The 12,774-nt window shown below is 67.5% G+C and carries 12 protein-coding genes; 9 read left to right on the top strand and 3 right to left on the bottom strand.

Going from position 1 to position 12,774, the window contains the following annotated elements:
• Positions 1 to 51: 51 nt before the first annotated feature.
• From C1927_RS05610 to C1927_RS05625, 4 genes are all read left to right on the top strand, one after another.
• Positions 52 to 2,646 carry a bifunctional aspartate kinase/diaminopimelate decarboxylase gene (locus C1927_RS05610; protein ID WP_079220967.1) on the top strand — a complete coding sequence of 865 codons (2,595 nt, stop codon included), beginning with the start codon at positions 52 to 54 and terminating at the stop codon, positions 2,644 to 2,646.
• 76 nt (positions 2,647 to 2,722) lie between these two features.
• On the top strand, positions 2,723 to 4,075 hold the full coding sequence (murL, locus tag C1927_RS05615; protein WP_108746127.1) for a UDP-N-acetyl-alpha-D-muramoyl-L-alanyl-L-glutamate epimerase: 1,353 nt from the start codon (positions 2,723 to 2,725) through the stop codon (positions 4,073 to 4,075).
• Positions 4,056 to 5,465, top strand: coding sequence for a UDP-N-acetylmuramoyl-L-alanine--D-glutamate ligase (murD, locus tag C1927_RS05620; protein ID WP_108746128.1), 1,410 nt, complete (start codon positions 4,056 to 4,058; stop codon positions 5,463 to 5,465). Before murL ends, murD begins: the two co-directional genes overlap by 20 nt.
• Positions 5,466 to 5,575: 110 nt before the next feature.
• A complete protein-coding gene (locus C1927_RS05625; RefSeq protein WP_108746129.1) occupies positions 5,576 to 6,109 on the top strand; it encodes a hypothetical protein in 534 nt (177 codons plus the stop codon).
• A 26-nt stretch (positions 6,110 to 6,135) separates the two neighbouring features.
• Here the strand turns inward: C1927_RS05625 and C1927_RS05630 are convergent, their stop codons facing one another.
• Positions 6,136 to 6,726, bottom strand: coding sequence for an SMI1/KNR4 family protein (locus C1927_RS05630; RefSeq protein WP_108746130.1), 591 nt, complete (start codon positions 6,724 to 6,726; stop codon positions 6,136 to 6,138).
• 129 nt (positions 6,727 to 6,855) lie between these two features.
• On the opposite strand from C1927_RS05630, the gene C1927_RS05635 reads away from it, so the two are divergent.
• Positions 6,856 to 7,641 (top strand): dienelactone hydrolase family protein, encoded by a 786-nt coding sequence (locus C1927_RS05635; RefSeq protein ID WP_108746131.1) that lies wholly within the window; start codon positions 6,856 to 6,858, stop codon positions 7,639 to 7,641.
• Between the two features lie 186 nt (positions 7,642 to 7,827).
• Here C1927_RS05635 and C1927_RS05640 read toward each other — a convergent pair whose 3' ends face one another.
• The gene (locus C1927_RS05640) at positions 7,828 to 8,826 is read right to left on the bottom strand and encodes a polyprenyl synthetase family protein (protein ID WP_108746132.1); all 999 of its coding nucleotides are present in this window, start codon (positions 8,824 to 8,826) and stop codon (positions 7,828 to 7,830) included.
• 215 nt (positions 8,827 to 9,041) lie between these two features.
• Between C1927_RS05640 and C1927_RS05645 the strand changes: the two genes are divergently transcribed.
• Positions 9,042 to 10,655: an alpha-glucosidase family protein gene (locus C1927_RS05645; protein ID WP_108746133.1), complete on the top strand. Its 1,614-nt coding sequence runs from the start codon at positions 9,042 to 9,044 to the stop codon at positions 10,653 to 10,655.
• 154 nt (positions 10,656 to 10,809) lie between these two features.
• On the top strand, positions 10,810 to 11,325 hold the full coding sequence (locus C1927_RS05650) for a hypothetical protein (protein WP_159095299.1): 516 nt from the start codon (positions 10,810 to 10,812) through the stop codon (positions 11,323 to 11,325).
• A 40-nt stretch (positions 11,326 to 11,365) separates the two neighbouring features.
• On the opposite strand, the gene C1927_RS05655 is transcribed toward C1927_RS05650, so the two are convergent.
• On the bottom strand, positions 11,366 to 11,995 hold the full coding sequence (locus C1927_RS05655) for a hypothetical protein (protein WP_108746135.1): 630 nt from the start codon (positions 11,993 to 11,995) through the stop codon (positions 11,366 to 11,368).
• A 107-nt stretch (positions 11,996 to 12,102) separates the two neighbouring features.
• On the opposite strand from C1927_RS05655, the gene C1927_RS05660 reads away from it, so the two are divergent.
• Complete coding sequence (locus C1927_RS05660; protein ID WP_079220976.1) at positions 12,103 to 12,564, top strand: hypothetical protein; 462 nt, start codon at positions 12,103 to 12,105, stop codon at positions 12,562 to 12,564.
• A 25-nt stretch (positions 12,565 to 12,589) separates the two neighbouring features.
• A complete protein-coding gene (locus C1927_RS21800; RefSeq protein ID WP_265349647.1) occupies positions 12,590 to 12,724 on the top strand; it encodes a hypothetical protein in 135 nt (44 codons plus the stop codon).
• Positions 12,725 to 12,774: the final 50 nt, after the last annotated feature.

Genomic DNA, 12,774 nt, shown 5'->3' on the forward strand with positions numbered 1-12,774 from the left:
CGAAGGTTCCGCCCCCTCGGGCGGCTCCCCCACATTACACATAGCCTATCCATGTCAGCTTCCCCCCTTGTCGATCGTTGGATCGTACTGAAGTTCGGCGGCACCTCGGTGTCGCGTCGCCACCGCTGGGACACGATCGGGAAGCTGGCGAAAAAACGTGCGGAAGAGACCGGCTCGCGCGTGCTGGTGGTGGTCTCGGCGCTGTCCGGGGTCACCAACGAACTGACCGCGATTGCCGATGGCGCGCCGGACAGCCGCGATCGCGTGGCCGCCCTGGTCGAACGCCATGAGGGCTTCCTGGCCGAGCTCGGCCTGGGCCGCGAGGTGCTGGGCGAACGCCTGGCCGCCCTGCAGGGGCTGCTGGATGACCCGCGCGCGGCCACCCGCCCGCTGGAATGGCAGGCTGAAGTGCTGGGCCAGGGCGAACTGCTGTCCTCGACCCTGGGCGCGGCCTACCTGCACGCCTCGGGCCTGGACATGGGTTGGATGGACGCCCGCCAGTGGCTGGACGCGATGCCGCCGCAGCCGAACCAGAGCGACTGGTCGCAGCGCCTGTCGGTGAACTGCCAGTGGCGCGCCGACGCGGAGTGGATGCAGCGCTTCCGCGCGCAGCCGACCCGTCTGCTGATCACCCAGGGCTTCATTTCCCGCCACGCCGACGGCGGCACCGCCATCCTCGGCCGCGGCGGTTCTGATACCTCGGCGGCGTACTTCGGTGCGCTGCTGGGCGCCAGCCGCGTGGAAATCTGGACCGACGTGCCGGGCATGTTCAGCGCCAACCCCAAGGATGTGCCGGACGCGCGCCTGCTGACCCGCCTGGACTATTACGAAGCGCAGGAAATCGCCACCACCGGCGCCAAGGTGCTGCACCCGCGCTCGATCAAGCCGTGCCGCGATGCCGGCGTGCCGATGGCCATCCTCGATACCGAGCGCCCGGAACTGCCGGGCACCAGCATCGATGGCAGCGCCGCACCGGTACCGGGCGTGAAGGCGATCAGCCGCCGCAACGGCATCGTGCTGGTGTCGATGGAAGGCATCGGCATGTGGCAGCAGGTCGGCTTCCTGGCCGATGTGTTCGGCCTGTTCAAGAAGCATGGCCTGTCGGTGGACCTGATCGGTTCGGCCGAGACCAACGTCACCGTATCGCTGGACCCGTCCGAGAATCTGGTCAACACCGATGTGCTGGCCGCGCTGTCGGCCGACCTGTCGCAGATCTGCAAGGTGAAGGTGATCGTGCCGTGCGCGGCCATCACCCTGGTCGGCCGTGGCATGCGTTCGCTGCTGCACAAGCTGTCGGACGTGTGGGCCACCTTCGGCCGCGAGCGCGTGCACATGATCTCGCAGTCGTCCAACGACCTGAACCTGACCTTCGTCATCGATGAAGCCGATGCCGATGGCCTGCTGCCGATCCTGCATGCCGAGCTGATCGACAGCGGCGCGATGCCGGTGGAAGAGACCGAAGTGTTCGGCCCGCGCTGGCGCGAGATCGCCGGCACCGTGCGCCCGCGCGGCACGCCGTGGTGGCGCGGCCAGCGTGCGCACCTGCTGCAGCTGGCCGACGCCGGTACGCCGCGCTACGTCTACCACCTGCCGACCGTGCGTGCCCGCGCCCGCGCGCTGGCCGCGATCAAGCCGATCGACCAGCGCTACTACGCGATCAAGGCCAACAGCCACCCGGCCATCCTTGAGCTGCTGGAAGCCGAAGGCTTCGGCCTGGAATGCGTCTCGCACGGCGAGCTGAAGCACGTGTTCCAGCACCTGCCCGAGCTGTCGCCCAAGCGCGTGCTGTTCACCCCCAGCTTCTGCCCGCGCGAAGAGTACGAAGCCGGTTTCGCGCTCGGTGTCACCGTCACCGTGGACAACCTGGAAGCGCTGCAGCGCTGGCCGGACCTGTTCCGCAACCGCGAAATCTGGCTGCGCGTCGACCTGGGCCGTGGCGAAGGCCACCACGCCAAGGTCCGCACCGGCGGCAAGGATTCCAAGTTCGGCCTGCCGATGGCGCGCGTGGATGAGTTCGTGCGCACCGCCACCGACCTGGGCACCCGCGTGGTCGGCCTGCACGCGCACCTGGGCAGCGGCGTGGAAACCGCGCAGCACTGGCGCCTGATGTGCGATGAGCTGGCCGGTTTCGCCCGCCGCATCGGCAGCGTGCAGACCATCGACATCGGTGGCGGCCTGCCGATTCCGTACAGCGACGAAGACGAGCCGTTCGACCTGGATGCCTGGGCCGAGGGCCTGGCCGAAGTGAAGGCGCTGCACCCGGCGTTCCGCCTTGCGATCGAGCCGGGCCGCTACCTGGTGGCCGAATCGGGCGTGCTGCTGACCCATGCCACCCAGGTGGTGGAAAAGGACGGCGTGCGCCGCGTCGGGCTGGATGCCGGCATGAACACCCTGATGCGCCCGGCGCTGTATGACGCCTGGCATGACATCGAGAACCTCAGCCGCCAGGGCGGCTATGCCGAGGCGGCGTTCGACGTGGTCGGCCCGATCTGCGAATCCAGCGATGTGTTCGGCAAGCGCCGCAAGCTGCCGGTGTCCACTGCGCCGGACGATGTGATGCTGATCGCCGACGCCGGTGCCTACGGCTATGTGATGTCCAACACCTACAACCAGCGGGCGATGCCGCGCGAAGACGTGATCGAGTGATCACCACCCGCGCCCTGCACCCGCCCACCGACACGCCCCGCGCCCGCGCGCGGGTCCGTGCCTGACCGGAAACACCATGACTGCTTTCGACAAACACCAGGTTTCCCGCTTCCGCTTCGTCCGCTGCGAATTCGCCGCGGATACCGGCGTGGCCAAGCTGGTCTACGCTTTCGATGACGGCCCGGAGATGGTGGAAACCATTACCGTGCCCGGCGCCCCGTTCGTACTGGACGACGCGCGTGCCGCCGCGGTGCAGCGCGCACTGCAGCTGCTGCACCTGATTGCCGGTGTCAGCTACTACAAGGCGGGCGTGCCGGAAACGGTCAGCATCGACAGCTATGCCATCGATGCCGATACCGCAGCGCTGGTGGAGACGGTCTACCTCAACGGCCTGGGCGAGTTCGCCTACCGCAACGGCCTGAACCTGCGCGGGCGCTTCCGCCTGCCGGTACAGGGCGAAGCGGTGCAGGCGCCGGTGCTGGGCCTGCAGCCGCATGCGCTGGTGGCCATCGGCGGCGGCAAGGATTCGCTGGTGAGTATCGAAGCGCTGCGCCGTGCCGGCGTGGACGAGACGGTGACCTGGATCGGTGGTTCGCAGCTGATCCGCGCCTGCGCCGAGCGCACCGGCCTGCCGACCCTCAACCTGGGCCGCGCGCTGGCGCCGGAACTGTTCGAGCTCAACCGCCAGGGCGCCTGGAACGGCCATATCCCGGTCACCGCGGTGAACTCGGCGATCATGGTGCTGGCCGCGCTGCTGCAGGGCGTGGACCAGGTGGTGTTCTCCAACGAGCGTTCGGCCAGCTACGGCAGCCAGATTCCGGGCACCGGCGAAGTGAACCACCAGTGGTCCAAGGGCTGGGCATTCGAGCAGGCGTTCGGCAACCACGTGCAGAAGCAGGTGGCCGCCGATCTGCAGTACTACTCGCTGCTGCGCCCGATGTCCGAGCTGGCGGTGGCCCGCCAGTTCGCCAAGAGCGATTTCTACGACGCGCATTTCTCCAGCTGCAACCGCAATTTCCATATCCTGGGCGAGCGCCCGGTGAACCGCTGGTGCGGTGTCTGCCCGAAGTGTCACTTCGTGTTCCTGGCGCTGGCCCCGTTCATGCCCAAGACCCGCCTGGTGCGCATCTTCGGCCGCAACCTGCTGGACGATGCCGCGCAGGCCGGTGGTTTCGACGCACTGCTGGAGTTCCAGGACCACAAGCCGTTCGAATGCGTGGGCGAAGGCCGCGAGTCGCGTGCAGCGATGGCGACCCTGGCGCAGCGCCCGGAATGGAAGGAAGACGCGCTGGTGAAGCGCTTCTGCAATGAGATCCAGCCGCAGCTGGATGCCGCCGAGCTGGAACTGGCGCCGCTGCTGCAGCTGCAGGGCGAGCATCGCGTTCCGGCAGCGCTGTGGGAACGGGTACGTGAAGATTTCGAAGCTTGAAGGAAAGCGCGTTGCGCTGTGGGGCTGGGGGCGTGAGGGCCGTGCGGCATTTGCCGTGCTGCACGCGCGCCTGCCTGCGCTGGCCCTGAGCCTGTTCTGCCCGGCCGCCGAGGTAGAGGCGGCACGCGCGGAAACGCGGGGCGCACTGGACGTGCGCGGTGAACCTTCCGCTGAAGCGCTGGCCGCGTTCGAGGTGGTGATCAAGTCGCCCGGCATCAGCCCGTACCAGCCGATCGCGCTGGCGGCGGCAGGGCAGGGCACCACCTTCATCGGTGGCACTGCGCTGTGGTTTGCCGAACACGCGGCTGACGACGGCATCGTGCACGACACCGTGTGCGTGACCGGCACCAAGGGCAAGAGCACCACCACCGCGCTGGTCGCGCACCTGCTGCGCGCCGCCGGCCACCGCACCGGCCTGGTCGGCAACATCGGCCTGCCGTTGCTGGAAGTGCTGGACCCGCAGCCTGCGCCCGAGTACTGGGCGGTGGAACTGTCCAGCTACCAGACCGGCGAAGTGGCGCGCAGTGGCGCCCACCCGCAGGTGGCGGTGGTGCTGAACCTGTTCCCGGAACACCTGGACTGGCACGGCAGCGAACAGCGCTACATCGAAGACAAGCTGCGGCTGGTGACCGACGCCGCGCCGCGGATCGCCGTGCTCAACGCGGCCGATCCACACCTGGCCGCGCTGTCGTTGCCTGACAGCGAGGTGGTCTGGTTCAACCAGCCGCAGGGCTGGCACATGCGCGGTGACATCGTGCATCGCGGCGAACAGGCCGTGTTCGATACCCGCAACACGCCGCTGCCGGGCCGCCACAACCGTGGCAACCTGTGCGCGGTGCTGGCCGCGCTGGAAGCGCTGGGCCTGGACGCGGTGGCGCTGGCACCGGCGGTGCAGGATTTCCGGCCCCTGCCGAATCGCCTGCAGCGCCTCGGCGTGGCCGATGGCCTGACCTACGTGAACGATTCGATCAGCACCACGCCACATGCCAGCCTGGCCGCGCTGGAGTGCTTCGCCGGCCAGCGCATCGCGCTGCTGGTGGGCGGGCACGACCGTGGCCTGGACTGGACCGATTTCATGCAGCACATGGCGCACGACGTGCCGCCGGTGGAGATCGTGACCATGGGCAGCAACGGCCCGCGCATCCACGCGATGCTGCAGCCGCTGGCGGATGCCGGCCGTTTCGGCCTGCACGCGGCAGGCGATCTGCCCGAGGCGATGGCGCTGGCACGCGCGGCGCTGGGTGCGCAGGGCGGGGTGGTGCTGTTGTCGCCGGGCGCGCCGAGCTTTGGTGCCTACCGCGATTACGTGGCCCGCGGCCGCCACTTCGCAGAACTGGCCGGGTTCGATCCGGACAGCATCAGCGCGATTCCAGGCTTGGGCATCGCCTGATCCACCGGCCCGGGGTCGGATCCCTTTCCGCAGGAAAGGGCTCTGACCCCAGCGAGTTGCAGGGGGCGAGTTACCATCGGCGCATTCCCGGACGGATTCGAGAAGCCTGCATGTGCACCTTCATCACCCTGTTCCTGCCCACCTCGTTTGCGCACGTTGAAGCCGCCGCGATCATGAAGCGCAGCGGCCGGAGCTTGTTCGCCCAGGCATCGCCCAGCCTGCAGGCGGCGGTCGGGCCCGGCTGGCAGCCGTGGCTGAGCGCCGCGCACTGCGATTGCGGCACGGCCCTGGCGTCGGCACGCACGGAGCCGGAATGGAAGGGCGATGCCGAGCGCTGGCGGAAGAAGGGCTGGAGCGAGGCGAAGATCGCCCGCGCCCTGGCCGAGCAGTTGGCGCATTTCGAGCAGGAGCGGCAGGCACGCCAGAGCAAAGGCCTGGGTGATGCCGGCCAGTGGCTGCAGCGCATCGACGCGCTGCTGCAGGCCGGTGCGGCGCGCATCGGCCTGCTGGTGCGTGACTACGACGGTGCGGTGAGTGCCCAGCAGCCGAACCCGCCGGAACATCATTGGTCGCGGGATCAGCTGGCCGCTGCGGATCTGCTGGCGCTCGCGCCGGGCACGTTGCATTGGATCGAGCACGGCTGAGAGCGCCATCCACGCATGGCGTGGATCTACTCCTGATCGATGAACGCGTAATCGCGATCAATCAACTGCTGCAGGTAGGCATCGAAGCTGGGCGCGATGACTGCATAGCTGTCCGGATCATGCAGGTAGCGCACCACCTGGCCGACGGTGCCGCCGGGCGCGGGGTCGAAATCCAGGTACAGCATCGAGGTGCCGCCGTTGTTCATGCAGTGCGAGAAACACAGGCGACGGTTCATCGGCAGGTCGCCATCGATGCCATCGCCCAGGATCTCCGGCTCGTCATCCAGCCACTCCTCGTAGATGGAGCGGATGCTGTCGTCCCACTGCTGCTGGTCTTCGAAAATCTGCGCGACCGAGCGCAGGTAGTACGGGTAGCCGCCGTCCTCGACGTCCGAACCCAGCACGTAGACCACCACTTCGCCACCGGGATACTCGCGGAAGTGCGTGCCATCCACCCGCGACAGCAGGACCAGCAGGCTGTCGGGCACCTGCGGCCACTGCGTGCGCAGGCGCTGCAGGTCTTCGGCGCTGGCGCCCTGGACATGTGCCCACTGCGCAGCGTCCTCGGCAGGCAGGCGCGGGACAAGGCCGGAGAGAAAGCGATCAACAAGGTTCATGTAAAAGAGGGGCGGAGGGGATCAGGTCGTATCCAACCACACCTGCGTCACGTCGCCAATGCAGAATGCGACGCGGGAGGGTGTTCTGCGACGTGATCCCCTCCATTCCCTTTTCAGTGGAACAGTCACATGAACCGATGGCGTTGTGGCGTGGCGATGGTGCTGGGGCTGGCGGCGATGCCGGCCTGGGCGGCGATGAAGATCCAGCCGGTGGAATGGAAGCACCAGGGCACGACCTTCAGTGGCGTGCTGGTCTATGACGACGGCGACAACGACAAGCGCCCGGGCCTGGTGATGGTGCCCAACTGGAAGGGCGTGAACGAATCGGCCATCGAGAAGGCCAAGCAGCTGGCCGGCGATGACTACGTGGTGCTGGTGGCCGATGTGTACGGCAAGGGCGTGCGGCCGAAGACCGATGCCGAGGCCGGCCCGGTGGCGACCAAGCTGCGCAATGACCGGCCGTTGCTGCGGGCGCGCGCGCTGGAGGCGGTGAACGTGCTCAAGGCCCAGGCCGGCAAGGCACCGCTGGATGCCAGCCGGATCGGTGCGGTGGGCTTCTGCTTCGGCGGCACCACGGTGCTGGAACTGGCCCGTGCCGGTGCGCCGCTGGCGGGCGTGGTCAGCCTGCACGGCGGGCTGGGCTCGCCGCTGGCGGCACAGGCCGGTGGCAGCCATCCCTCGGTGCTGGTGCTCAACGGCGCCGATGACAAGAGCGTGACCGCCGAAGACATCGGCAGCTTCCAGAAGGAAATGGACGCGGCCAAGGTCGACTGGGAGTTCACCAACTACAGCGGCGCAGTGCACTGCTTCGCCGAGCGTGACGCCAACAATCCGCCCGGCTGCCAGTACAACGAACGGGCGGCCAAGCGCGCATGGAAGGCGCTGGATGAGTTCTTCGAGGAGCGGTTCCGGTAATCAAAGGCGTGCCGACCAACGGTCGGCACCCACCGATGCTTCTGTGCCGACCAACGGTCGGCACCCACAGGACGAGGTAGGTGCCGACCGTTGGTCGGCACACACAGGAAGAGGTAGGTGCCGACCGTTGGTCGGCACCCACAGGACGAGGTAGGTGCCGACCGTTGGTCGGCACACCTTCACCCATCAATGCGAGCGCTGCACCGCGTAACGGGCCAGGCCGCGCAGGGCCGCCACGGCATCGTTGTCGCCCAGGCCGTCAAGCGCGCGCTCGGCGGCTTCGGCGTATTCCTCGGCACGGCGGCGGCTGTAGTCCAGGCCGCCGGTGGCGCGGATGGCGGCCAGCACTTCCGGCATGGCCGAGGCGTCGCCGTCCTGCACGATGCTGCGCAGGCGCTCGCGGGTGGCGTCGTCCGAATGGGCCATGGCGTGGATCAGCGGCAGGGTCGCCTTGCCTTCGGCCAGGTCGTCGCCCAGGTTCTTGCCCAGTTCCTCGGCGTTGGCCGAGTAATCCAGCACGTCGTCGGCAATCTGGAAGGCATAGCCCAGGCGCATGCCGTAGTCGTACAGGGCCTGCTGGGTGGCTTCGTCCACGCCGCTGGCCAGCGCGCCCAGGCGGGTGCCGGCGGCGAACAGCACCGCGGTCTTGCGCTCGATCACGCGCAGGTAGGCAGCTTCGTCGGTATCCGGGTTGTGCACGTGCAGCAGCTGCAGCACTTCGCCTTCGGCGATGCGGTTGGTGGTGTCGGCCAGGATCTGCATGACCGGCATGCGGTCCAGTTCCACCATCAGCTGGAAGCTGCGCGAATACAGGAAGTCACCCACCAGCACGCTCGGCGCGTTGCCCCACAGGGCATTGGCGGTGCTGCGGCCGCGCCGCAGGCTCGATTCGTCCACCACGTCGTCATGCAGCAGGGTGGAGGTGTGGATGAACTCGATGATCGCCGCCAGCTGGTGGTGTTCCGGGCCGGCCGTGCCGACAGCATGCCCGGCCAGCATCACCAGCATCGGCCGCAGGCGCTTGCCGCCGGCGGAAATGATGTGGTCGGCGATCTGGTTGATCAGTACGACGTCCGAGGACAAGCGGTGCCGGATCAGGGCATCGACGGCGGCCATGTCGGCCGCAGCAAGCGACTGGATCTGGGGCAGGCCCAGGGCGGGACGGGTGTCTTCGGTGATGGTCATGCGATCAGGCTTTCAGGCTCACCGCCAATTATAGGGGCTGGCCGTGAAATCGGGCGGAAACCGGCCCATCCGGCCTTTTCGCAGGGCGTTGGCCGGCCCGGCGGCGTGAATACGTATGCAGGCAGCGCCATGCCCGGGAAGCCGCCGCTAAGCTTGCCGGAGTTGGTTTTCGGCCCGCTTCCGGTGGGTCCCGCATGCCCGGAGGGGGGCTGTCGATGTCGCACAATCCATGGTGGCGCGGAGCCGTCATCTACCAGATCTACCCGCGCAGCTACCTCGACGCCAGCGGCGACGGGGTGGGCGACCTGCCGGGCATCATCGAGCGGCTGGACCACATCGCGGCGCTGGGCGCCGATGCGATCTGGATCTCGCCGTTCTTCAAATCGCCGATGGCCGATTTCGGCTATGACATCGCCGACTACCGCGATGTCGACCCGCTGTTTGGCAGCCTGGAGGACTTCGACCGCCTGCTGGCCAAGGCGCATGGACTGGGCCTGAAGGTGATGATCGACCAGGTACTCAGCCACACCTCGCTCGAGCATGCCTGGTTCCGCGAGAGCCGCCAGGACCGGACCAACCCCAAGGCCGACTGGTACGTGTGGGCCGACCCGCGCGAGGACGGCACCCCGCCCAACAACTGGCTGTCGCTGTTCGGTGGCGGCGCCTGGCAGTGGGAGCCGCGCCGCGAGCAGTACTACCTGCACAACTTCCTGGTCGACCAGCCGGACCTGAACTTCCACAACCCGGACGTACAGCAGGCCACCCTGGACAACGTGCGGTTCTGGCTCGACCGCGGCGTGGACGGCTTCCGCCTGGACGCCATCAACTTCTGCTTCCACGATGCGCAGCTGCGCGACAACCCGCCCAAGCCGGCGGACAAGCGCGTGGGCCGCGGCTTCAGCCCGGACAATCCGTACGCGTACCAGTACCACTACTACAACAACACCCAGCCGGAGAACCTGCCGTTCCTGGAGCAGCTGCGCGCGCTGCTGGACGAGTACCCGGGGGCGGTGAGCCTGGGCGAGATCTCCTCGGAGGACTCGCTGGCCACCACCGCCGAGTACACCCAGGACGGCCGCCTGCACATGGGCTACAGCTTCGAGCTGCTGGTGGACGACTACAGCGCGGCCTACATCCGCGACACGGTCTCCCGCCTGGAAGCGGTGATGACCGAAGGCTGGCCGTGCTGGGCGGTGTCCAACCATGACGTCGAACGGGCGGTGAGCCGCTGGGGCGGCCGTCCGTCCGACCCGCGCCTGGCCCGCATGCTGGTGGCGCTGCTGTGCTCGCTGCGCGGTTCGGTCTGCCTGTACCAGGGGGAAGAGCTGGGCCTGGCCGAGGCGGAAGTCGCCTTCGAGGACCTGCAGGACCCCTACGGCATCACCTTCTGGCCGAACTTCAAGGGCCGTGATGGCTGCCGCACGCCGATGCCGTGGACCGACGCCCCGCTGGCCGGCTTCACCACCGGCAAGCCCTGGCTGCCGATCCCGGCCGAGCACCGGGCGGCGGCGGTGGCGGTGCAGGAGGCCGACCCGGGTTCGGTCCTGGCGGCCTTCCGCGGCTTCCTCGCCTGGCGGCGGACCCAGCCGGCCCTGCAGCACGGCGACATCCGTTTCCTGGACAGTGCCGAGCCAGTGCTGCTGTTCGAGCGTATGCTTGCAGATGAAACCCTCCTGCTGGCCTTCAACCTGTCGGCCGAGGCGGTGAGCCATCCGCTGCCGCCGGGCAACTGGCAGCAGGTGGCGGTGCCGGGCCCGGATGCGGGCACGGTGCAGGGCAATGAACTCCAGCTGCCGCCGCGCGCGGTGTATTGCGCACGACGCAGCTGACCGATTTCTCCGGTGGCGGTACTTGCGGGGACGGGGCCGAAGCGCCCCGTCCCTTTTTTGTGGGTCGCTGTTGGCCGTCACTTTCCAACTATTGGAATGGAAACGGCCGGGGTGGGCGTGGACACTGGTGGCCCCCCTCCATGGTGGCCCTCCGATGCATGGCTTATCTTCGCTGTTGCGCCTGTTGGCACTGGCGGTGGCGCTGTCCATTGCCCACCCCGCCTGCGCCACACCCATCGTGATCGTGGGCCCGGCGCTGGAAGAGGCCTTCGAGGGTTCTGACGTGGTGCCCGGCCTGAAGCAGTTGCTCGGGCCGGAGTACGCGGCGTTCCGGCGCAACTTCGATGAATCTGCGACGCCGGTGCCGCTGAAGAGTGGTGGCCTGCTGCTGGCCGGGTGGCGGCTGGGCTTTCCTGATTCCTACGGTGCGGTGGTGGTGCTGCATCCAGACGGAAGCCTGGACGCGGCCTACTACAACGCGGGTCAGCGCGCCCCGCGCCATTTCTCGAACGCAGACCAGCCCCACCACCTGGCGCTGCGGGCCTGGGCGAGGCAATACGTTGGCTGCATCGCACAGACCGCCGGGCTGCTGATCGATTTCTCCGGTGGCGGTACTTGCGGGGACGGGGCCGGAGCGCCCCGCCCCTTTTTTTCCGGGACTGTCGTCTGAACGCGATGCTGGACGCTTCTGCTTCGGCACATGCCGCCTGTCACAGCGGCCGCGTAGCGGCAGGAGGATGCGCGGCAGCCAGGGTCTGCAGCATCGCGAACTTGGCAGGATGCGCCTGCGCGAAGTACTGCGTGGCGGCGGGGTCAAGCTTGCCTTCTTCGCAGGCCCAGCCAAGCAGGTACTCCCGGGCAAGCGGGCCAAGCCTGAGTTCTTCCGGCACCAGGACCTGCACCGATAGGGAGTTCGGCAGCGCATGCCTCAGCAGATACTGGGCACTGAGCCGGGCAAGCCACTCTGTATCCTCTGCAGACAGGTGTTCAAGCGTCCATACGTCCTGCGATCGGGCCAATGCCGAGACTTCAGCCAATGCGATGAGTTCGTTGGACAGCCATTGGTTTGCGAGGGTGGCGCGTAGATCGGCCCGGGGTAGTGACCTGAGCAGTGCACCAAGACCTTCTGCCGTGCCTGCAAAGAAAACCAGTACGTAATTGATCAGATACGCCGCGCTCTGGCCAAGCGCGGTGCGGCCCGGCTGCCCGGCCTGGATGGCCAGTGCGCATTCCAGCAGCGGTAGCAACCGGGCCTTGTCATGCCACAGCCGGTGTACTTCGCTGGCATCACGATGAAGTGCCATCAGGGTCTTCTGCAGAATCTGGTTCGGGGCATTCATCGGGTTTCTTGTTGTTCTGGGCGACACGCTTGAAGATGGTAATGCACGGTGGCCGGCGGTCTTCAAGCCACTGATCCTGATGGCCCTCCCTGCATGGCGGATTTCCGATGCGTTCCTTTGATTCCTGGTTGCGTGTATTGGCACTGGCGGTGGCACTGTCCGTTGCCCATCCCGTCTGCGCCACGCCCATCATGATCGTGGGCCCCGCGCTGGAGGATGCCTTCGAGGGCTCTGACGTGGTGCCTGGCCTGAAGCAGTTGCTCGGAGGGGAGTACGCGGCGTTCCGGCGCAACTTCGACGAGTCGGCGGTGCCGGTGCCGCTCAAGGATGGAGGGCTGCTGCTGGATGGGTGGCGCTTGGGTTTCCCTGCACACCATGCCGCGGCGGTCCTGGTCTATCCCGATGGCGCCCTGCACGCGGCGTATTACAACGCGGAAGACCGAGCGGTGCGTTACTTCTCCACGACAGGTGAACTGCAGCACCGCGTCCTGCTGGTCTGGGCCAGGCGATTCGACCTGCCGCCTGTCCATTTGCGTTCCACCAGTGGTTCCCCGGAAGAGGGCGCCTGAGTCCTGACGAGAGAGAGGTTGTGCCATGTGGGAACTGCTGGGGCAGATCATTACCGTGGCCCTGAACAATGTTGGCCATGCTCTTGGCCGATCCAGCGGGCGCATCCTGCTGGTGATGATGCTGGTCATCGCCATCAGCTGCGCTGTGCTGATCTCATGATGTTCTGCCGGGTGCATCCACGCCATGCGTGGATGCGGTGTCCATGCGCA

The sequence above is a fragment of the Stenotrophomonas sp. ZAC14D1_NAIMI4_1 genome, assembly GCF_003086775.1.
Classification (GTDB): Bacteria; Pseudomonadota; Gammaproteobacteria; order Xanthomonadales; family Xanthomonadaceae; genus Stenotrophomonas.